Annotated in this window: 14 protein-coding genes and 2 pseudogenes; 11 read left to right on the forward strand and 5 right to left on the reverse strand. The window is 74.5% G+C overall.

Annotation, left to right across the window (positions count from 1 at the left end):
• Positions 1-11: 11 nt before the first annotated feature.
• Both AB0A97_RS12055 and lspA read right to left on the reverse strand, forming a co-directional pair.
• Complete coding sequence (locus AB0A97_RS12055; protein WP_361148007.1) at positions 12-833, reverse strand: PaaX family transcriptional regulator C-terminal domain-containing protein; 822 nt, start codon at positions 831-833, stop codon at positions 12-14.
• A gap of 10 nt (positions 834-843) precedes the next feature.
• Positions 844-1,473 (reverse strand): signal peptidase II, encoded by a 630-nt coding sequence (gene lspA / locus AB0A97_RS12060; protein WP_361148009.1) that lies wholly within the window; start codon positions 1,471-1,473, stop codon positions 844-846.
• 134 nt (positions 1,474-1,607) lie between these two features.
• Here lspA and AB0A97_RS12065 point away from each other — a divergent pair, with 134 nt between their 5' ends.
• The gene (locus AB0A97_RS12065; RefSeq protein ID WP_361148011.1) at positions 1,608-3,266 is read left to right on the forward strand and encodes an acyl-CoA dehydrogenase family protein; all 1,659 of its coding nucleotides are present in this window, start codon (positions 1,608-1,610) and stop codon (positions 3,264-3,266) included.
• Positions 3,263-4,057, forward strand: coding sequence for a crotonase/enoyl-CoA hydratase family protein (locus tag AB0A97_RS12070; RefSeq protein ID WP_361148013.1), 795 nt, complete (start codon positions 3,263-3,265; stop codon positions 4,055-4,057). The genes AB0A97_RS12065 and AB0A97_RS12070 overlap by 4 nt, the downstream gene beginning before the upstream one ends.
• A 66-nt stretch (positions 4,058-4,123) precedes the next feature.
• On the opposite strand, the pseudogene AB0A97_RS12075 reads toward AB0A97_RS12070, so the two are convergent.
• Positions 4,124-5,134: pseudogene (locus AB0A97_RS12075) on the reverse strand (helix-turn-helix domain-containing protein).
• A gap of 168 nt (positions 5,135-5,302) precedes the next feature.
• Here AB0A97_RS12075 and AB0A97_RS12080 point away from each other — a divergent pair.
• The 8 genes and pseudogenes from AB0A97_RS12080 to AB0A97_RS12115 form a co-directional block, all read left to right on the forward strand.
• Positions 5,303-6,157 (forward strand): annotated as a pseudogene (locus tag AB0A97_RS12080) (NAD(P)-binding domain-containing protein); the annotation flags it as partial.
• Positions 6,158-6,772: 615 nt separating this feature from the next.
• Entirely contained in the window at positions 6,773-7,624 is an 852-nt protein-coding gene (locus AB0A97_RS12085) for a YndJ family protein (protein WP_361148015.1), read from the forward strand.
• Between the two features lie 100 nt (positions 7,625-7,724).
• On the forward strand, positions 7,725-8,261 hold the full coding sequence (locus AB0A97_RS12090) for a DUF1990 domain-containing protein (protein WP_361148017.1): 537 nt from the start codon (positions 7,725-7,727) through the stop codon (positions 8,259-8,261).
• A 153-nt stretch (positions 8,262-8,414) separates the two neighbouring features.
• A complete protein-coding gene (locus AB0A97_RS12095; RefSeq protein ID WP_361148019.1) occupies positions 8,415-9,677 on the forward strand; it encodes a metallophosphoesterase in 1,263 nt (420 codons plus the stop codon).
• Between the two features lie 132 nt (positions 9,678-9,809).
• Positions 9,810-10,247 (forward strand): hypothetical protein, encoded by a 438-nt coding sequence (locus tag AB0A97_RS12100; RefSeq protein ID WP_361148021.1) that lies wholly within the window; start codon positions 9,810-9,812, stop codon positions 10,245-10,247.
• Positions 10,248-10,358: 111 nt separating this feature from the next.
• Positions 10,359-11,504: a PLP-dependent cysteine synthase family protein gene (locus AB0A97_RS12105; protein WP_361148023.1), complete on the forward strand. Its 1,146-nt coding sequence runs from the start codon at positions 10,359-10,361 to the stop codon at positions 11,502-11,504.
• Positions 11,501-12,751, forward strand: coding sequence for an MFS transporter (locus AB0A97_RS12110; RefSeq protein WP_361148025.1), 1,251 nt, complete (start codon positions 11,501-11,503; stop codon positions 12,749-12,751). Before AB0A97_RS12105 ends, AB0A97_RS12110 begins: the two co-directional genes overlap by 4 nt.
• A 283-nt stretch (positions 12,752-13,034) precedes the next feature.
• Positions 13,035-15,197 carry a SpoIIE family protein phosphatase gene (locus AB0A97_RS12115; RefSeq protein ID WP_361148026.1) on the forward strand — a complete coding sequence of 721 codons (2,163 nt, stop codon included), beginning with the start codon at positions 13,035-13,037 and terminating at the stop codon, positions 15,195-15,197.
• Positions 15,198-15,263: 66 nt separating this feature from the next.
• Here AB0A97_RS12115 and AB0A97_RS12120 read toward each other — a convergent pair whose 3' ends face one another.
• Entirely contained in the window at positions 15,264-16,655 is a 1,392-nt protein-coding gene (locus tag AB0A97_RS12120) for an NADP-dependent succinic semialdehyde dehydrogenase (protein ID WP_361148028.1), read from the reverse strand.
• 560 nt (positions 16,656-17,215) lie between these two features.
• Here AB0A97_RS12120 and AB0A97_RS12125 point away from each other — a divergent pair.
• Positions 17,216-17,992 carry a L,D-transpeptidase family protein gene (locus AB0A97_RS12125; protein WP_361148030.1) on the forward strand — a complete coding sequence of 259 codons (777 nt, stop codon included), beginning with the start codon at positions 17,216-17,218 and terminating at the stop codon, positions 17,990-17,992.
• Here AB0A97_RS12125 and AB0A97_RS12130 read toward each other — a convergent pair.
• Positions 17,979-20,105 carry an ABC transporter ATP-binding protein gene (locus AB0A97_RS12130; RefSeq protein ID WP_361148032.1) on the reverse strand — a complete coding sequence of 709 codons (2,127 nt, stop codon included), beginning with the start codon at positions 20,103-20,105 and terminating at the stop codon, positions 17,979-17,981. The genes AB0A97_RS12125 and AB0A97_RS12130 overlap by 14 nt on opposite strands.
• Between the last annotated feature and the right edge of the window lie 7 nt (positions 20,106-20,112).

Genomic DNA, 20,112 nt, shown 5'->3' on the forward strand with positions numbered 1-20,112 from the left:
CCGGAGCCCCCTCAGGCCGCGCCGTCCGGCGTCACGTACTGCCGCAGCAGCTCGCGCAGCTCGGCCTCGAAGGAGTCGTAGCGGCGGCGCAGTTCGGTGCCGGGCCAGTCGGGCGGGAGCAGGGCGTCCGGCAGCAGCGGGTCCGCGAGGAGGTGCCGCAGTACGGCGGCCGAGACCGTGAAGCGTCCGGCCGGTGACGTGGCATCGGACAGGGCGGCCAGCAACGCGCCGGCCCGCGCCGCCCAGCCGTCCAGGTCCCACAGCCCGCGCGCCAGCTCCGCCGGGTCGCCGTCCGGGGCGCCGGTGAACAGGGTGCACTGCCGGGCGATCACGGGCGGACGGGTGCGTTCCAGGTTGCCGGGGCGCAGCCAGGTGCCTTCGCGCAGTTCGGCGAGGCGCAGTTCCGCCATGGCCTGGCGCAGCGCGGTGCGTTCGGCGGCCGGGCGGGCTTCGGCGGTGACCACGGCGATCTCCCAGCCGCCGGTCCAGCGCCGGGTGCGTGGCGTACGGCTCTCGTCCTGCCGTGCCTGGCGTTCCAGCAGCCGCGCGGTGAGCCCGTACGTGCCGTCGTCCTGCTGGAGGTCGCCGGCGGCGACCATCCGGGACAGCGCGACACGCACGGTGCCCTCGGCGATGCCGAAGAGTTCACCGACGCGCACCAGGGCGCGTGCCGGGAGGCGGGGCGGGTGGTGACCGAGGAGGGTGCTGAGCACGATGGAGCGGGCGGTGAGCGGCCGCAGGCCGAGGTGCCGCGCGTCGTCGCGTACGGGGGCGCGTACGGAGTCGCGCACAGGGCCGCGTATGGAGGCGCGTACGGAGGTGTCGTCGTCCATCGGGCGGATCCTAGGAGGCGCCCGGCGGGTCGGCGACGGCCGTCTGCCCCACCGCCTCCCCCGCCTCCTTCTCCAGCTTGTCCCTGTTGCCCTTGTTGCCCTGGTTGCCCTTGTTGTCCAGCTCCCAGCCGAGGAAGGAGAACAGCACGATCAGGACGCCGCCGCAGACGATCGCACAGTCGGCGAAGTTCATGATGCTGAAGCCGCGCACGTGGAGGAAGTCGACCACCGCGCCCTGGAAGCCACCGGGGGTACGGAAGAGGCGGTCGGTCAGATTGCCGAGCCCGCCGCCCAGCAGCAGGCCCAGCGCGATCGCCCAGGGGGCGCTGTAGAGCTTGCGCGCCAGGCGGACGATCACCACGGTGACGGCCACGGCGATGAGCGTGAACAGGAGGGTGGTGGCTTCGCCGATGCCGAACGCCGCGCCGGAGTTGCGCATCACCCGCAGCTCCAGCCAGTCGCCGGACACCTCGACGGGGGCACGGTTCTCCAGCTCCGCGACCACGGCCACCTTGCTGCCCAGGTCGAGCAGGTAGGCGGCGCCCGCCACCGCGAGGAGCAGCGGCACCCGCCGCCTGCCGCCCGCCCGCTCCGTACGGTCCGCACCGCTCTCCCCGGTGGTCCGGCCCGGTCTTGTCACGTTCCGTCTCCTCGAAGTCCGTCGGTCGGCCTCCACCTTAAGCGGGCCACGCGCCGGGGCCGACCCCGGTGATCACGGGCCCGCACCCTATTACACCCTTCCCACGCCTGTTGCGAATCTGTAACGTCCACGGTATGACCGTCACCCATGAAGTCGTGAATCAGGCGCCGCCGCTGACCGGGTTCAGCACGGCGGACGACCCCGCCCTGCTGGAGGCACTGCACCGGGCGGACGCCGGGTGGGGCGCGCCGGAGGTGCGGGAGCTGGGCGCGCTGGCCGGGACGGAAGCGGTGCAGGAACAGTCCCGGGCCGCCGAGGAGCAGCCGCCCCGGCTGCGCACCCACGACCGCTTCGGCCACCGGATCGACGAGGTGGAGTTCCACCCCGCCTGGCACCGGCTGATGACCGTGGCGGTGGAGCACGGACTGCACGCCGCGCCGTGGGCCGAGGCCCGGCCCGGCGCCCACCTCGTGCGCGCGGCCAAGTTCTACGTCTGGTCGCAGGCCGAGCCGGGGCACGGCTGCCCGGTCTCCATGACGTACGCCGCCGTCCCCGCGCTGCGCTCCGCGCCGGCGCTGGCGGAGCAGTACGAACCGCTGCTGGCGGCCCGTACGTACGACTACGGACTGCGGCCCCCGCTGTCCAAGGCGGGGCTGATCGCGGGCATGTCGATGACGGAGAAGCAGGGTGGCTCCGACGTCCGGGCCAACACCACCCGGGCGGTGCCGGCCGGTGACGGCACGTACCGCGTCACCGGGCACAAGTGGTTCACCTCGGCACCGATGAGCGACCTGTTCCTGACGCTGGCGCAGACCGCCGAGGGGGTGAGCTGCTTCCTGCTGCCGCGTGTCCTGCCGGACGGGACCCGCAACGGGTTGCGGCTGATGCGCCTGAAGGACAAGCTCGGCAACCGCTCCAACGCGTCCGCCGAGATCGAGTACGACGAGGCGGTGGCCTGGCCGGTGGGCGAGCCGGGGCGCGGCGTGCGGACCATCGTCGAGATGGTGAACATGACGCGGCTGGACTGCGTGATCGGCACGGCGGCCGGGATGCGCGCCGGGTTGCGTCAGGCCCTGCACCACACCACGTACCGCCGCGCGTTCGGCCGCGCGCTGGCCGAACAGCCGCTCATGCGGGCGGTCCTGGCCGACCTGGCGATCGAGTCGGAGGCGGCGACGACGCTGGCGATGCGCCTCGCGACCGCCGTCGACCGGAGCCAGGCCGGGGACGCGCACGAGGCCGCGCTGCGCCGCCTGGGGCTGGCCGTCGGCAAGTACTGGGTGTGCAAGCGGGGCAGCGCGCACGCGGCGGAAGCCCTGGAGTGCCTCGGCGGCAACGGGTACGTGGAGGAGTCGGGCATGCCGCGGCTCTACCGGGAGGCCCCGCTGCTGTCGATCTGGGAGGGCTCTGGCAACGTCGCCGCGCTGGACGTGCTGCGCGCCCTCGGCAAGGAACCGGCCGCGCTGGACGCGTACTTCGCGGAGACGGACGCGGCCGCGGGCGCCGACCGGCGGCTGGACGCCGCCGTCGCGGGCATCCGCAAGATGCTCGGCACGCTCGACGATCCGGAGCGGGCGCAGCGTGCCGCCCGGACGCTGGCGGAGCGGATGGCGCTCGCCTTCCAGGGCGCGCTGCTGGTCCGGCACAGCCACCCGGCGGTGGCCGACGCGTTCTGCGCCTCGCGGCTCGACGGGGAGTGGGGGAACGCCTTCGGGACGCTGCCCACCTCGGCCGACCTGACGGCGATTCTCGACCGGGCCCGGCCCGTGTCCCCGGCACAGGCCGCCGGATGACCGGCGGGGGCCCGGACGGCGGGCCGGCACGCACCGTACGCATCGAACACACCGGCCCGGTGACGACGGTCGTCCTCTCCCGGCCGGAAGCGCGCAACGCCGTGGACGGCTCCACCGCACGCCAACTGGCCGACGCCTTCCGCGCCTTCGCGGCGGACGACGACGCACACGTCGCGGTCCTGTGGGGCGAGGGCGGCACGTTCTGTGCGGGCGCCGACCTCAAGGCGATCGGCACCGAGGGCGGCAACCGGGTCGCGGCGGACGGCGACGGGCCGATGGGCCCCACCCGGATGCGGCTGGACAAGCCGGTGATCGCCGCGGTCTGCGGGCACGCGGTGGCGGGCGGCCTGGAGCTGGCCCTCTGGTGCGACCTGCGGGTCGCCGAGGAGGACGCGGTCTTCGGGGTGTTCTGCCGCCGCTGGGGCGTGCCGCTGATCGACGGCGGTACGGTACGGCTGCCCCGGATCGTCGGCACCGGCCGGGCCCTGGACATGGTGCTGACCGGGCGGCCGGTCGGCGCGGCCGAGGCGCTGGGGATGGGCCTGGTCAACCGGGTGGTGCCGCCCGGCCGGGCGCGCGCCGAGGCGGAGGAACTGGCCGCCGCCATCGCCCGTTTCCCCCAGGCGTGTCTGCGCAGCGACCGCGCTTCCGTTCTGGCCCAGGAGGGCCTGCCGGAGCATGCTGCCATGGCCGCCGAACTCCGGTACGGGGGGAGTGTCCTGGCGGACGCGATGAAGGGCGCCGAGCGCTTCGCTTCGGGGGCGGGGAGGCACGGGGCGATGGACGTGTAGGGACGTGCGGCGGGCCGGTGGCGCCACAGCCGGCGCGCGATGGACACGTAGTGGGCCGGTGGCACCTCACCCGGCGAGCGTCGCCTCCGGCGCTGTACGGGGGAACGCCCGGCGGTAGTCGGACGGCGACACCCCGACGCGCTTGAGGAAGTGGTGGCGCAGGTTGTTCGCCGTGCCCAGGCCGCTCAGTTCGCCGATCTTCTCGACCGGCAGGTCCGTCACCTCCAGCAGGCTCTGGGCGCGCGCCAGTCGCTGGTCGAGAAGCCATTGCAGCGGGGTCGTGCCGGTGGCCGCCTGGAGACGCCGGTAGAACGTCCGTGGGCTCAGCGCGGCGCGCTCCGCGAGGTCTTCCACCGTCAGCGGCTGGTCGAGGCGGGCGCGCGCCCAGGCCAGGACGGGAGCCAGGCCCTCGTCGTCGGTGGCGGGCACGGACAGGTCGATGAACTGCGCCTGGCCGCCCCGGGCCGGTGGGCAGGCACGACCATCCGGCGGGCCAGTTGGTTGGCGACGTGCGCGCCCAGGTCACGCCGTACCAGGTGGAGGCAGAGGTCCAGGCCCGCCGTCAGCCCGGCGCTGGTGAGCACGTCACCGTCGTCCACGTACAGCACCGAGTCGTCGACCCGTACCTTCGGGTAGCGCGCGGCGAGCTGGGCGGTGTGCATCCAGTGGGCGGTGGCGCGGCGGCCGTCGAGCAGTCCGGCCTCGGCGAGCGCGAAGGCGCCGGTGCACAGGGACACCATGCGGGCACCGGCGTCGTAGGCGCCGCGCAGCGCGTCGATCAGGGCCGGCGGCAGCGGCCTGCCCTCCTCCACGCAGGGGTCGGGTACGGAGGGGACGACGACCGTGTCCGCGCCGACGAGGTCGTCCAGGCCGTACGGGGTGCAGCGCCAGCCCGGCGCCGCCCGCGGAGCCGCCGTCCCGCTCGCCCGTGCCGCACAGACGCAGGTCGTACCACGGGTCGGCGAGGTCGGGCTGCGGCTTGCCGAAGACCGTGCAGGGGATGCTCAGTTCGTACAGGTCCCAGGACGGGACACCGATCTCCTCGGTCACGACCACCGCGACGGTTCCTGCGCTCATGCCCGAAGGACAAGGCCCGTGCGCGGCGGCTTAGAGCATGGCAGGAATGTGGTGGCGGCCGTCAGTACTGCCACTGGTTCCGGCCGCCGGGCGCTGCGAGCGTGGCCCGTACGTGATCGACCGCCGCCGGCCCGGACGTCCTGCCGGCGGCTCTACGAGGAGACGCACATGGGGAACGAAGGCGCGGCCGTGACGGTGCTCGGGCTGGGAGCGATGGGATCGGCGCCGGCGACCGCGCTGTTGGCGCAGGGCCATGCCACGACGGTGCGGAACCGTTCGGCGCACAAGGCCGAGGCACTGACCGAGCGCGGCGCCGTGGCGGCGGCGTCGCCCGCCGAGGCCGTGGCGGCGAGTCCGCTCGTCATCGCCTGCGTACTGGACCATCCGGCGCTGCACGCCGTCCTGGACCCGGTGGCCGACACTCTGGTGGGCAAGACGCTGGTCAACTTCACCTCCGGCTCGCCGGAGCAGGCCGCCGAGGCCGCCGCGTGGGCGCGGGCGCACGGCGCCGGCCACCTCGACGGCGCGATCATGACCACGCTCCCGGGCGTCGGCAGCACCGGGACGATGTTCCTCTACAGCGGCCCCCGCGCGGTGTTCGACACCCACCGCACCACCCTCGCGGCCTTGGGCGACCCGCTGCACCTGGGCACCGACCCGGGGCTGGCGTCCCTGTACGACGCCGCGCCGCTCGGCCTGATGCGGGCCGCCCTGACCGGCTGGCTGCACGGCACCGCGCTGGTCGGCGCGGAAGGCACCCGGGCCGCCGACTTCACTCCGGTCGCGATCCGCTGGCCGGGCGCGGTGAGCGGCTTCCTGGCCACGTACGCGCCCCAGGTCGACGCCGGACACTACCCGGGCGACGACGCCACCGTGGACGTGCAGATCGCCGCGATCGACCACCTCCTGCACGCCGCGGCGGCCCGCGGCATCGACACCACGCTGCCCGGACTCCTGAAGGCCACCATGGAACGGGCCCGCGCCGCGGGCCACGGCTCCAGCAGCTACGCGAGCGTGGCCGAGGCCTCAAGGGCGCGGCGGACGCCCGGTGACCACGACCGCGACAACCACCCCGTCCCGCACGCCGGTGCCGCCCTCCGCCGCATGGCCCGGCCTGCCGGCCGCCGCCACCGAGACCTGCCTGGACGCCCTCCTCGAAGGCGCGGGCCAGGACTGGTCACGCCCCGCCGACGGCCTCGCCTGGACCTGCCGGGAGACCCTCGACCACCTCGCCCTCGGCCTGACCGGATACGCGGGCCTGCTGATCGCCCGCCCCACCGACCGCTACATCACCCTCTTCGCCTCGCTCGACCCCCGGGCTCCGGTCCCGGCCTGCCTGGAGGGGGTGCGCATCGCGGCCCGTCTGCTCGGGTCCACGGTCAGCGACACTCCGCCCGATGTCCGCGCCTGGCACCCCTGGGGTCATGCGGACGCCGTGACGTCCTGCTCCAACGCACGGGCCGGGCCGCTCTTCCCGGGCTGCCGCGGCGCGCGGATTGGCCGTGGGACGGCTCGGTGCGCTGACGTCCCACCGCCCCCCGAGGGGGGCGGAATTGAACGTGTTCAACCCGTCCCGTACTGTCTCACGTGACGGGTTGAACACGTTCAAACCGGCTTCCTGCCGGGTTGGGGGGACTCATGACCGCACTGGTCGACCTCATCGTCATGCTCGGCATGTTCGTCGTGGTGCCGACCGGCCTCGCCCTGATCGGCGAACCGGGCACCCGGTGGCTACGGCGCCGCTGGCCCCTCGCCGCCACGGCGGGCGCGGCGGCACTGTGGCTGCCGCGCGGAGCCGCCGCCACCGCACTGGCCGCCGCCTACGGGCTGGCCACCCTCGCCCTCGCCCTGCACGCTCCCCGCCGGCTGGCCCGTACACGCAGCCTCGCACCGGGTGAGATCGCGGTACTGACGGCCCTGGTCACCCCGGCCGTCGCCGGCACCGCCCTGGTCGCCGAGCGCTCCGGCCACCAGTTGTTCGGCTTCGACCTGGACATCCTGGCGCTGACCGTGCCGCACTTCCACTTCGCCGGATTCGCCGCCGCCCTGGTGGCCGGGCTCGTCTGCCGCGCCGCACGCCCCGGCCGGGCCGGGCCGCTGGCCGCGCTGAGCGTGCCCGTGGGGACACTGTTCGTCCTGGCGGGCTACTTCGTCGACGACTGGGCCGAGCTGGTCGGCGCGGTGATCCTCGCCACCGGCATGTGGCTGGTCGCCCTGGTCACCTGGCGGGACGTCCGTACCACCGCGCCGGACCGGATCACCCGGGCGCTGCTCGGCGTCTCCGCCGCCGTCCTCGTCGCGACCATGCTGCTCGCCCTGAGCTGGGCGCTCGGCGAGGCAACCGGCATCCCGCACCCCACACTGGCATGGATGGCGGCCACCCACGGCCTGGGCAACGCGCTCGGCTTCGCCCTGTGCGCGCTGCTCGCCTGGCGCCGCCTCAGGAACGTGCCCGCCGCGCCCCCTCCTACCGCCCCCGTACCCGCGTGACCGCTCCACCGACCGCACCCGTACCCATGTGACCGCTCCACCGACCGCCCCGCCCGACACCTCCACCCGCATCCACCGCCCCCCGAGGAAGCAGGCCCCCATGACCACCGGCAGCACCGCCACCCGCAGCCCCTTCAACTACGCCGAGCAAGGCGCCACCCGCCGCCGCCCGCTGCCCGGCGGATACCGCCAGTTGCACGAGGCGACCTACCTCGGCCACGGCCGCGCGGTCCTCGAAGCCGCGGGCCACGCGGTCACGTCCTTCCGGATGCACCGCGCGGCGGGCGTACGGGTACGGGCCTCGGCGCCGGAGGCCGCGCCCGGCGTCCGGGTGGAGTGCGCGCTGGGGCTCGGCCCCGCGCGGCTGTGGGTGCCGTGCCGGGTGGTGTGGAGCGAGTACGAGAGCGAGCGCATCGGCTTCGCGTACGGCACACTGGCCGGCCACCCGCAGCGCGGCGAGGAGTCGTTCGTGGTCGAGATGCGGGAGGACGGCGCGGTGTGGTTCACGATGACGGCCTTCAGCGTGCCGGGCCGCTGGTACACCCGGCTGGCGGGGCCGGTGGTCCCGGTGTTCCAGCGTCTGTACGCCCGGCACTGCGGCCGGACGCTGCGCCGGCTGGCCCACCGCGGCCGCTGACCGGAAGGCCGTAGCGGCGCGGCCCCGTCCGGAGCCGCCGGGCCGCGCCGCCACGGGACCACCGGAGCCGCGCCACTCCGTACTCCCCATACGTCCACACGGCGTTCATGGCTCCGTCACCAGTTGCCCCGCCGCCCGTGAGAGAAACCAGCCATGTGCGACGACGAGCTGATCCCGCCGCGGGCGGACCTGACCGAGGACCAGTGGAAGCGGACAGCCGGCACCGGCCCGGCCGGCGCCGCCGTACCGGCCGGCACGCCGGACGCGCCGGTCGCGGCGCGCGGTGTGCACCGGCGGACGCTGCTGGGCGGAGCGGCGGCGGGAGCGGCGCTGGCCGCGCTGCCGTTCGGGACGCAGCCCGCGGTCGCCGCGCCGCGTACGGGCGCCCCGGGGCGGTTCCCGCTCCCGTCCGCGCCGGGCCCCTCCGGCGAGTACGCCGTCCTGATCACCGGTGACGCCGGGACGGGCAAGGCGGAGCAGTACGCGGTCGCGGCGGCGGCCGCGGAGGTCTGCCGTGCCGAACGCGTCGGGCTGGCGGTCGGCCTCGGGGACAACCTCTACGAGAACGGCCCGGAGTCCGACCACGACGCGGAGTTCGCGGAGAAGTTCGAGCGGCCCAACACCGGTATCGACGTGCCGTGGCTGATGGTGCTGGGAAACCACGACTGTTCGGGGCTGATTCCCGGCAGCGGCGGCGACCCCTCCCGAGGTGACCGCGAGGTCGCGTACGCCGCGACGTCCCGCCGCTGGTACATGCCGAGCCGCTACTACAACGTCGCCCTCCCGGCAGACGGCTCCCAAGGCGAGCCGCTCGTCGAGTTCTTCGCGCTCGACACCAACCCGGTCGCCTCCTACGTCGCGCAGACCGACCCGCACTACTACTGGAACGGCCCGTACATGCGCGAGCAGCGCCGCTGGCTGGACGCCGCGCTGACCGCCTCCCGCGCGCGCTGGAAGGTGGTCCTGGGCCACCACCCGTACCTGAACAACGGCAAGCACGGCAGCGCCGGCGCGTACGACGGCTTCGTGATCGGCAACTACACCAGCGGCATCCACCTCAAGAAGCTGTACGAGGAGGTGGTGTGCGGCCGCGCCGACCTGATCATGTCCGGGCACGACCACACCCTCCAGATCCTGGAACCCACCGACCGTACCCGCGGCACCCGGCAGCTCGTCTGCGGCGCCGCCGCCAAGACGGGCGACGGCAAGGCGCACTTCACCCACCCCGCCGCCTGGCAGGACTTCGCCCGCCACGGCTTCATGGTGCTGAAGGCGGGGGCCGGGGCGATGACGATCGACGCGTACACGGTCGACATCGCCACGAAGAAGCCCCGCCTCGCCCACCGGACGCGGACCACCCGGCCGGTGGCGGCGAGGGCCGGGGCACCGGCGGGGGCGGGGGCGGGGGCGCACTAGCCGGCCGGGGCGGCCGTCCCCGACGGCCGCCCGTCACGTCCGCGGTGCAACCGGGTGGACGACACTGCCCGCACCGGCTGAATTTGCCGCCCGACGCACTTTCCCGCGCATGAACGATTACTGTTGCCGCCGATGCCCCCCGACCGTGCGGTACCACCCGGCTGCTCCGTGTCCCGGACCGGAGCGGTGATCCTGGTACTGCTCGCTGCCCTGGCACACGTGCTGGTCTGCGCACACGGGCCGGTTGTGGCAGGTGGCGGCCAGGTCGACACCCCCGTCGCGGCAGCCGCCTTCGACTGTGCGGGCGCGCCCGGACAGCTCACGGACGCCGCTGCCTCCCACTCACCGCACGGGCACGGCAGGGCCGAGCTCTGCTCGGGTCCGGACAGCCCGACGTTGCAGCCTTCGCGGCAGATCGCTTCCCCTCTGCCGTCCCTTCCGAGCCTGGTGCCGGCCGGTTTCGCCGACGCCGGGCCGGTCGGCGTGGCGGCCGACCGGTCGCCGCCCCCGCGTCCCGGCCGTACGGCGGCCGGGCAGGAGCGGGCCCGCCTCGGCGTGTGGCGGACCTGATCACTTCGGAGGCCGCGCCGGCACCCCGGCGCGGCCAGTGAGCAGATCCGCCTTTCCCCCGACTCACGGCCGGTCGCCACCGCACGGCGCCGGCCGCAGGAGAAACACGCCATGAACCAGCTCACCCGCACGCCCGTCCCCGTCGCCCCCGCCCAACTGCTGGCCGGCGCCCGGCGCCCGATGCACACCCCCGCCGGCCTCGTCGGCGACACCCCCGTCCTGTGGATCGGCGAACCCTTCACCGCTGCCGGGCGGGGCTTCTGGGCCAAGCTCGAAGGCCACAACCCAGGTGGCATCAAGGACCGCACGGCCCTGCACATGGTCCACGAGGCGCGGGCGCGCGGGCAGTTGCGGCCCGGCGCCCGTATCGTCGAATCCACCTCCGGCACCCTGGGCCTCGGCCTGGCCCTGGCCGGCGCCACCTTCGGCCACCCGGTCACCGTCGTCACCGACCCTGGCATGGAGCCCCTGATGACGGGTCTGCTCACCGCCTACGGGGCCGATGTCGACCTCGTGCACCGCCCCCACCCGGTCGGCGGCTGGCAGCAGGCCCGCCGCCACCGCGTCGAAGAACTCCTGGCCGCGCAGCCCGAGGCCTGGTGCCCCGACCAGTACAACAACCCCGACAACGTGGCCGCCTACGCGCCGCTCGCCCACGAACTGACCGCCCAGCTCGGGCGGATCGACACCCTGGTGGTCTCGGTGGGGACCGGCGGCCACTCGGCGGGCATCGCGTCCGTGCTGCGCGGCTTCTTCCCGCGCCTGCGGGTCGTCGGCGTCGACACCACCGGCTCCACGATCTTCGGCCAGCCCGCCGCGCCCCGCCTGATGCGCGGCCTGGGCTCCAGCATCTACCCCCGCAACGTCGCCTACCACCTCTTCGACGAGGTCCACTGGGTCGCCGCGCCCGAAGCCGTGTGGGCCGCCCGTCGCCTGGCCCGCGACCACTACGCCACCGGCGGATGGAGCGTGGGCGCCGTCGCCCTGGTCGCCCGCTGGCTGGCCCGTACCCTGCCCGCCGAGGAACGGATCGTCGCCGTCTTCCCGGACGGCCCGCAGCGCTACGTCGGCACCGTCTTCGACGACGCCTACGGCCGCGAGCACGACCTGCTGGACCGGCTGCCCGCCGAGGACCCCGACGCGATCGACGACCCCGGCCGGCAGGTCGTCACCCGCTGGACCCGCTGCACCCACGTCACCGACCCGACCCGCCCGGCCGCCCACGACGAGCTGACCACCGCGGGAGCCGCCCGATGAAGCACCTGTGGCAGCAGACCCGCTCCTTCCCGCCCGCGGCACGCCTGCTGATGGCCAACCAGTTCGCCATCAACCTCGCCTTCTACATGCTCATGCCGTACCTCGCCGCCCACCTGGCCGGCACCCTGGGCCTGGCCGCCTGGGCCGTCGGCCTCGTCCTGGGCGTGCGCAACTTCTCGCAGCAGGGCATGTTCCTGATCGGCGGCACCCTCGCCGACCGGGTCGGCTACAAGATTCCCATCATGGCCGGCTGCCTGCTGCGTACGGTCGGCTTCGGCCTGCTCGGCTGGGTCGACACCCTGCCCGCCCTGATCGCCGTCTCCGCGGCGACCGGCTTCGCCGGCGCCCTGTTCAACCCCGCGGTCCGCGCCTACCTCGCCGTCGAAGCCGGACCGCGGCGGGTGGACGCGTTCGCCACCTTCAACGTCTACTACCAAGCGGGGATGCTCGCGGGCCCGCTCGTCGGCCTGGCGCTGCTGACCGCCGACTTCCGCCTGGTGTGCACGGTCGCCGCCACCGTGTTCGCCGCGCTCACCCTGCTCCAGTGGCGCGCTCTTCCCCGGCGCAGCGGTACGGCCCCCGCCGCCCGGGAGCGGGTGCTCACGCAGTGGCGCGCGGTCGCCTCGAACCGGCCCTTCCTGCTGTTCTCGCTGGCGATGATCGGTTCCTACGTCCTGACCTTCCAGGTCTACCTCGCCCTGCCGCTGGCCGCCTCCGACGCCCTGGGCGCCCGGGGCACCCTCGTCACCAGCGGCCTGTTCGTCGTCTCGGCGGCCGTCACCGTCGTCGGCCAACTCCGGCTCACCGGCTGGGCCAAAGCCCGGTGGAGCCCCAGCCAGGCCCTGGTGCGCGGTCTGGCCGCCATGGGACTCGCCTTCCTCCCCCTGGCCTTCGCCTCTTTCGGCGTACCCGGGGCGGTCCTCGCCGCGCTCGTCGCCGCCGTCGTGCTGCTCGCCGCGGGCAGCGCGGTGGTCTACCCCTTCGAGATGGACACCGTCGTCGCGCTGTCCGAAGGGCGCCTGGTGGCCACCCACTACGGCCTCTACAACACCGTCTCCGGCCTGGGTGTCACCGTGGGCAACCTCGTCACCGGTGCCCTGTGGGACTTCGCCGCCCGCCACGACGCCCGCTGGCTGACCTGGAGCGTCCTGGCCGCGACCGGCCTGGCCTGCGCGACGGCCCTCGCCGCTCTCGCCCGCGGCGGACACCTGGCACCGGTCCGGCGGCCGCAGCCTGCCCCCGCCTGACCGGCCGCCGCGCCACCGGCATACCCCCACGCCCCGCTGAAAGTGCGCATTCCGGACCTCTGTCCTAACGTGGGCGCATGGCCGCTTCCCGGTTGCGATGGTCCCCCTTCGGCGGGCCGTGCGGGGAAGCGGCGGGCGTGGTGGCCCCGGCGTCGCCGGCCCCGACTGCCTGGCGGGCAGCCGGGGCCGGCGCGCCTCCGGTGTGCGGCCTCCGCCCCCGGCCCGGGGACACGTCCGGCAGCCGTCCGTCCGCACCGGCCGCGGGACAGGAGCGTCGCAGGTCATGACCGGACGGAACACCACTCCGCCCGGCCGCTACGACCCGCGCCGCGGCGTGCCGCCCGCGACCACCGGGCCGGGAACCGGTCCGGCCGACGCCCCCGACGCCCCACCGCCCGACCCCCTCGACCTGCGCGAACGGCTCGCCCTCAACCGCACGGGCACCTTCGACTGGGACCTGGACCGCGGAACGCTGGAGCTGGACGCGTGCGCGCTGGACGTCTTCGACCTGCGGCCGGACGAGTACGACGGGCAGCCCACGGCGCTCGCCGCCCGCGTGCCGCCCGAGGAGGGGTACCGGCTGGACGCGGCCATCTCCCAGGCCGTCCAGGACGCGGCACCCTCGTACGGCGCGTACTTCCGCATCCACCGCCGCGACGGTTCACCCCGGTGGACCCACACCCAGGGCCGCATCCTGCGGGACGCGGACGGCCGCCCGTACCGGATCGCCGGGCTCGTCCGGGAAGCCGGTACGGAGATGGCCGACTCCGTGCTGCTGCGGTCGCTCCAGGAGAACCGGCAGCGGCAGACCGCGATGGTGCAGCAGACCACGGCGGCGCTCTCCCGGGCCCTGTCGGTCGCGGACGTCACCCGGGTCCTGACCGGGACGGGCGGTGCCCGCCGCTTCGGCGCCGACGCGCTGATCCTCGGGCTGGTCGACAACGACCGCTTCGAGGTCATCGCCGTCACGGGCCTGCCGGGCGCCACGCCCGAGGACATGATGGCCTCCCGGCTCGACGACACCCTGCCGCTGTCGGACGCCGCGCTGTCCCGCCGCGCCGCGTTCCTGTCCTCCCGCGGCGAGCTGATGGCCCGCTACCCGCGGCTGCGCCCGTACCTGGACCGCGTCCCCTCCGGCAGCGCCGTCTTCCTGCCGCTGGTCGCGCAGGACCGCGTCATCGCGGCGCTCGGACTGTTCAACACCGAGCCCAAACAGCACTCGGCGGAGGACCGCAACCTCGCGCTCGCGCTGGCCGGTGTCGTCGCCCAGTCCCTCCAGCGGGCCATGCTCTTCGACCAGGAACGCGAGTTCGCGACCGGGCTGCAGGCCACGATGCTGCCGCGCCGGGTCCCCGAGATCGCCGGGGGCGAGGTCACCGTCCGCTACCACGCGGCGAGCACCGGGCGGGACATCGGCGGCGACTGGTACGACGTCATCCCGCTGCCCCAGGGGCGGATCGGGCTGGTCGTCGGCGACGTCCAGGGCCACGACACACACGCCGCGGCCGTCATGGGCCAGCTCCGCATCGCGCTGCGCGCCTACGCCACCGAGGGCCACTCCCCGGAGACGGTGCTCGTGCGCGCCTCCCGCTTCCTCGCCGAGCTGGAGACCGAACGGTTCGCGACCTGCACCTACGTCCAGGCCGATCTGGAATCCGGCGCGCTGCACGTGGCGCGGGCCGGGCACCTGGGCCCGCTGGTCTGGGACGCGGCCCGGCACACGGACTGGCACCCGGTACGCGGCGGCCTGCCGCTCGGGCTGGCCACCGCGTTCGGCCAGGACCACTTCCCGGAGACCCTGCTGTTCCTGGAACCGGACTCGGCCCTCCTGCTGTGCACCGACGGCCTCGTCGAACAGCCCGGCCAGGACATCGCCGTCGGCATCGACGCACTGACCGCCGCGGTACGGGACGGCCCCGCCGACCTGGAAGCACTGGCCGATCAGCTCTCCGACCAGTTGTGGGCGCGGTCCGGCTCCGACGACGACATGGCCCTCGTCCTGCTGCACCGGGCCCCGGCGGCCGGCACCACCGCCGTCACCCCGCGCTTGCGGCTCCATGTCCACCAGGCCGACCCGTCCGGAGCCTCGGAGGTACGGGCGATGCTGCGGCGCACGATGGACCAGTGGCGGGCCGGCTCGATCGCGTACGACATCGAGGTGGCCGCCACCGAACTCGTCACCAACGCGCTGACCCACACGGACAGCGGCGCCCTGGTGACGGTGGAACTCCTGCCGGCCGGCCCGCCGGGCAGCTCCCGACGCCGCGTGCGCCTGGAGGTGGAGGACCGCTCCAGCCGCTGGCCCCGCCGCCGCACCCCCGGCGAGACCGCCACCTCGGGCCGCGGCCTGATGATGGTCGAAGCCCTCTCCGACGCCTGGGGCGCGGAACCGCGGGGCAGCGGCAAGGCCCTGTGGTGCGAATTCGGCCTGCCGGGCGCGGAATAGCGGCACCCGCCCGGCCCCCGTACGTCCGGCTGGATCAGGCCAGGTCGGCCTTGGGGCCCCGGGAGCTCACGCCCCGTGCCACACCGTCGTCGCGTTGCAGAACTCGCGGATGCCGTGACCGGCCAGTTCGCGGCCGTAGCCGGAGCGTTTGACGCCGCCGAAGGGGAGCGCGGGGTGGGAGGCGGTCATGCCGTTGAAGAAGAGGCCGCCGGCTTCGATGTCGCGGACGAGGCGTCGCTGTTCGTCCTCGTCTCGGGTCCACGCGTTGGAGCTGAGGCCGAACGGGGTGTCGTTGGCGGTGGCGATCGCCTCGTCGAGGCTGTTGACCCGGTAGAGCGTGGCGACCGGGCCGAACGCCTCCTCCTGGTGGATGCGCATCTCGGGGGTGATGCCGGCCAGCACGGTCGGCTCGTAGAACCAGCCGGCGGTCAGCTTCTCCGGGCGTTTGCCGCCGCACAGTGCGGCGGCGCCCCGGCGTACCGCGTCGTCGACCAGTTCCTCCAGGTCGGAACGGCCCTGTTCGCTGGCCAGCGGGCCGACGTCGGTGCTCTCCTCCATCGGGTCGCCGACGGTCAGTGCGGCCATCCGCTCGGTGAAGCGCACCGCGAACTCGTCGTAGACGTCGGTGTGCACGATGAAGCGTTTGGCGGCGATGCAGGACTGCCCGTTGTTCTGCACCCGGGCGGTGACGGCGGTGCGTACGGCCGCGTCGAGGTCGGCGGACGGGAGCACGATGTACGGGTCGCTGCCGCCCAGTTCCAGCACCGTCTTCTTGATCTCGTCACCGGCGATGGAGGCGACCGAGCGGCCGGCCGGTTCGCTGCCGGTGAGGGTCGCGGCGGCGACCCGGCGGTCGCGCAGGATGTCCTCGATCGCGCCGGAGCCGACCAGCAGGGTCTGGAAGCAGCCTTCGGGGAAGCCCGCCCTGCGCAGCAGGTCCTCCACGTACAGCGCGGTCTGCGGCACGTTGGAGGCGTGTTTGAGCAGGCAGGTGTTGCCGGCCATCAGCGCGGGCGCGGCGAAGCGGATCACCTGCCAGAGGGGGAAGTTCCACGGCATGACGGCCAGGACGGTGCCGAGGGGCCGGTAGCGGACATAGGCGCGGGACGCCCCGGCGTCCTCGGCGTCGCCGGGGTCCGGTACCTCGTCGGCGAGCAGTTCCTCGGCGTGGTCGGCGTACCAGCGCATCGTCTTCGCGCACTTGGCGGCTTCCGCGCGGGCCGCCGCCAGCGGCTTGCCCATCTCGGTGGTCATGGTGCGGGCGATGCCGTCCTGGCCCGCCTCCAGCAGGCCGGCGGCGTTGCGCAGCAGTTCGCCGCGTTCGGCGAAGGTCGTCGTCCGGTAGCTGCGGAATGCTGCTTCGGCGCGGGCGAGCCGCTCCTCGATCGCGTCGGTGTCGAGCGCGTCGAAGGTCTTGAGCGTCTCGCCGGTGGCCGGGTCGACCGTGGCGATGGCCATGTGGATGCACCTCCCGTGGGGTGGTGGGCGGGCTGGGTGAAGCTGGGGGCCGCGGCGGCCGGGAGACCGCCGCGGGACCGGTGGCCGGTGCCGGCCGCGGGCTACGTGAGCGGCCCGGGGGCCGGGGACGGATCCGGTACGGGATCGGGGCCCGGCGGGCGCGGTACGGGGTCGGGGCTGGGTGTCGGCGGCTGCGGCGTGGGCGGGGGCGGTGTCGGGTCGGGCGGCCCGGGCACCGGCGGTCCCGGAGTGGGCCCCGGCACGGGTCCGGGCCCCGGACCGGGTTCGGGCCCGCCGGGCCCCGGCGAGGGGGTGGGTGTCGGCGGTACGGGCTCGGTCTCCTGCCCGGGTTCGCGCGTACGGTGCGGTGTCGGTTGCCGCTCCACAGCAGACCTCCTGGGTCGGACGGCAGGTGGTTCTCCGGCCCCGGTACCCGGGTTTCGCCGGTCTATCGCACTGACGCGCGACGGATTGCGCCCCCGGTCGCCCGCCACGCTCCTTCGGGTGGCTTGTCCGCTTCGTTCGGCGACGCACGGTTTCCGGCCCTTTACATTGCGGTCATGATCTCCGCGAGGACCCTGGCGGCCGCGGCCTGCGCGGCCGTGCTCGCCCTGACCGTGCCCGCCTCCGCCGTCGCCGTAACCCGCTCCCCCGCCGCGTCCCCGACTCCCGGCCCGACTCCCGCTCCGGCTGCCGTCCCGGCTGCCGGACAGCCGCTGCCCACCCGTATGGCCGACACCGGCGGCGGCAGTCAGCTCGTCACGGCCCGCGCCGCGAGCCCGCGCTCGACGACCGGCACGGTGAGCTGGTGGCAGCGGCACGGGAGCCGCTGGCACCGGGTCGGTACGGCGCCCGCGCGCTTCGGGGCGAACGGGCTGGCCGAGGGCGACACACGCAAGCAGGGCACCTCGACCACGCCCACGGGCCTGTACGACCTGCCGTTCGCCTTCGGTCTCGCGAAGGCACCGGCCGGTACGGAGGTCCCGTACCGGCCGGTGCGGAACACGTCCTGGTGGTGCCAGGACAACGGCTCGTCCGCCTACAACCGCTGGGTGGACCCGCGCCCGCGCGACTGCGCGGCGAAGGAGGCCGAGCGGCTGGCCGACTATCCGGCGCAGTACCGCCGGGCCCTGGTCATCGGCTTCAACTACCACCGTCCGGTCCGCGGCCGAGGCGCGGGCATCTTCCTGCACGTCGACGGGCGTGGGGCGACGGCGGGCTGTGTGTCGGTACCGGCCCGGGCGATGGCCCGCATCGTGGCGTGGGTGCGGCCGGCCGCCCGGCCGCACATCGCGATCGGTACGGATTCCGGGCGTACGGCCGTCACGCGTTACTGACCGCTCCCGGGCCGGGGGCCGCCGCGAGGGGGAAGTGGCAGGCCACCCGGTGTCCGGGAGCGGTCGGTCCGGTGGGCTCCGGCTCGCTCTCCGCGCAGCGCGCGCGGGCCACCGGGCAGCGGGTGCGGAAGCGGCAGCCGGAGGGCGGTGCGGCGGCGGAAGGGGTCTCACCGGGGAGCGGGGTGCCCGCGGCAGGGGCCGCGGGGTCGGGGGCGTTGACGGTGTCGAGGAGGCCCCGGGTGTACGGGTGGAGGGGGTGTTCGAAGACGTCCCGGGCCGGTCCGGTCTCCACCAGTTTGCCCAGGTACATGACGCCGACGGTGTCCGCGAGGTGCCGTACCACCGCCAGGTCGTGGGAGATGAAGAGGTACGTCAGCCCCTTGTCGCGTTGCAGGTCGCGCATGAGGTTGAGGATCTGCGCCTGGACGGAGACGTCGAGCGCGGAGACCGGTTCGTCGGCGACGACGAGAGAGGGCGAGAGGGCGAGGGCGCGCGCCAGTCCGAGGCGCTGGCGCTGGCCGCCGGAGAACTCGTGCGGATAGCGGTCCACGGCGCCCCGGGGCAGGCCGACGTCGTCCAGCAGGGCGGCGACCCGCCGCTCCTGCGCGGCGCGGTCACCGATGCCCTGGATGACCAGTGGCTCCCGCAGGATCGTGCCGACGCGCATCCTGGGGTCCATGGACGCGTAGGAGTCCTGGAACATCAGCTGGACGTCGCGGCGGTGGGCGCGCAATTCTCGGCGGGTCAGAGCGCCGATGTCGCGGCCCGCGAAGCGGATCGTGCCGTCGGTCGGCGGTTCGAGGCCGACGACCATCCGCCCCAGGGTGGACTTGCCGCAGCCGGACTCGCCGACGATGCCGAAGGTCTCGCCGCGGGCGACGGTGAGGCTGACCCCGGCGACGGCGCCGACCTCCCCGGCTCCCTTGCGCCGGGCGAAGGGGCCGGCGTGCAGGGCGTAGTGCTTGGTGACGCCGGTGAGGGTGAGGAGGGGCTCCCGGGCCGCGGGGGCGGAGACGGAGGTGGATGAGGTGGCGGCCGTGCCCGGCTCGTGGCCGGTCGCCCGTTCCTCCGCCGGGCTCTCCACGGGGTGGAAGCACGCGTACCCGTGGTCCGTGTCCGCCGACAGCTCCGGCTCCTCCGTACGGCACCGTTCGCTCGCGAAGGCGCAGCGCGGTGCGAAGCGGCAGCCGACGGGCCGGGTGACGAGCGTGGGCGGCAGGCCCGGGATGGTGGCGAGGGTGGTCCGTTGGCCCGTGGCGCGTTCGGGGAGGGCGGCGAGGAGTGCCTGGGTGTAGCGGTGCCGGGGGGTGGCGAAGAGGCGGTGCACACCGGCGCGTTCGGCGACCTTGCCGCCGTACATGACCGCGACCTGGTCCACCCGCTTGGCGATGACGCCGAGGTCGTGGGTGACCAGGATCATGGCCATGCCGAGGCGGGTGCGCAGGTCGTCGATGAGCTCCAGGATCTGGTGCTGGGTGGTGACGTCGAGGGCGGTGGTCGGTTCGTCGGCGATCAGCAGTCTGGGCTCGCACACCAGGGCCATGGCGATGGCGACGCGCTGCCGCATGCCGCCGCTGAGCTGGTGGGGGTGGTTCCGCATCCGTTCGGCGGGCTGCGGCATGCCGACCAGCCGCAGGGTCTCCTCGGCCTTCGCCCAGGCCTGCCGCCGGGTGATCTCCTTGTGCAGCAGCAGGGGTTCGGCGACCTGGGCGCCGATGGTCATGGTCGGGTTGAGGGAGGTCAGCGGGTCCTGGAAGACCATGCCGATGGTGTTGCCGCGGACGCCCCGCAGGACGGGTCCGGGCGCGGCGGCCAGGTCGGTCGTGCGGTCCGCGCCGGTGCCGCCGTCCCGGAAGAGGATGCGTCCGCCGGTGATCCGGCCGCCCTTCGGCAGCAGGCCGAGGACGGACAGCGCGGTCATGGTCTTGCCGCAGCCGGATTCGCCCACGACGCCGAGGGCTTCCCCGGGGGCGAGGTCGAGGTGCACACCGTCCAGGGCGTGCACGGTACGGCCGCGGCCGGTGATCTCGACGTGCAGGTCCTCGACGCTGAGCAGCGGTGCGGCGGTCCCGGACGGCGGACGGACGGTCGCGGACAGGGGGTCGGCGGTCATGGGCCCT

This window comes from Streptomyces sp. NPDC045470 (genome assembly GCF_040646595.1).
Taxonomy (GTDB): domain Bacteria; phylum Actinomycetota; class Actinomycetes; order Streptomycetales; family Streptomycetaceae; genus Streptomyces.

What these genes read in the sequence shown, in the direction of transcription:
- AB0A97_RS12055 (WP_361148007.1), bottom strand. Translation starts at nt 833, where the DNA reads ATGGACGACGACACCTCCGTACGCGCCTCCATACGCGGCCCTGTGCGC.
- AB0A97_RS12065 (WP_361148011.1), top strand. Translation starts at nt 1,608, where the DNA reads ATGACCGTCACCCATGAAGTCGTGAATCAGGCGCCGCCGCTGACCGGG.
- AB0A97_RS12070 (WP_361148013.1), top strand. Translation starts at nt 3,263, where the DNA reads ATGACCGGCGGGGGCCCGGACGGCGGGCCGGCACGCACCGTACGCATC.
- AB0A97_RS12085 (WP_361148015.1), top strand. Translation starts at nt 6,773, where the DNA reads ATGACCGCACTGGTCGACCTCATCGTCATGCTCGGCATGTTCGTCGTG.
- AB0A97_RS12090 (WP_361148017.1), top strand. Translation starts at nt 7,725, where the DNA reads ATGACCACCGGCAGCACCGCCACCCGCAGCCCCTTCAACTACGCCGAG.
- AB0A97_RS12095 (WP_361148019.1), top strand. Translation starts at nt 8,415, where the DNA reads ATGTGCGACGACGAGCTGATCCCGCCGCGGGCGGACCTGACCGAGGAC.
- AB0A97_RS12100 (WP_361148021.1), top strand. Translation starts at nt 9,810, where the DNA reads ATGCCCCCCGACCGTGCGGTACCACCCGGCTGCTCCGTGTCCCGGACC.
- AB0A97_RS12105 (WP_361148023.1), top strand. Translation starts at nt 10,359, where the DNA reads ATGAACCAGCTCACCCGCACGCCCGTCCCCGTCGCCCCCGCCCAACTG.
- AB0A97_RS12110 (WP_361148025.1), top strand. Translation starts at nt 11,501, where the DNA reads ATGAAGCACCTGTGGCAGCAGACCCGCTCCTTCCCGCCCGCGGCACGC.
- AB0A97_RS12115 (WP_361148026.1), top strand. Translation starts at nt 13,035, where the DNA reads ATGACCGGACGGAACACCACTCCGCCCGGCCGCTACGACCCGCGCCGC.
- AB0A97_RS12120 (WP_361148028.1), bottom strand. Translation starts at nt 16,655, where the DNA reads ATGGCCATCGCCACGGTCGACCCGGCCACCGGCGAGACGCTCAAGACC.
- AB0A97_RS12125 (WP_361148030.1), top strand. Translation starts at nt 17,216, where the DNA reads ATGATCTCCGCGAGGACCCTGGCGGCCGCGGCCTGCGCGGCCGTGCTC.
- AB0A97_RS12130 (WP_361148032.1), bottom strand. Translation starts at nt 20,105, where the DNA reads ATGACCGCCGACCCCCTGTCCGCGACCGTCCGTCCGCCGTCCGGGACC.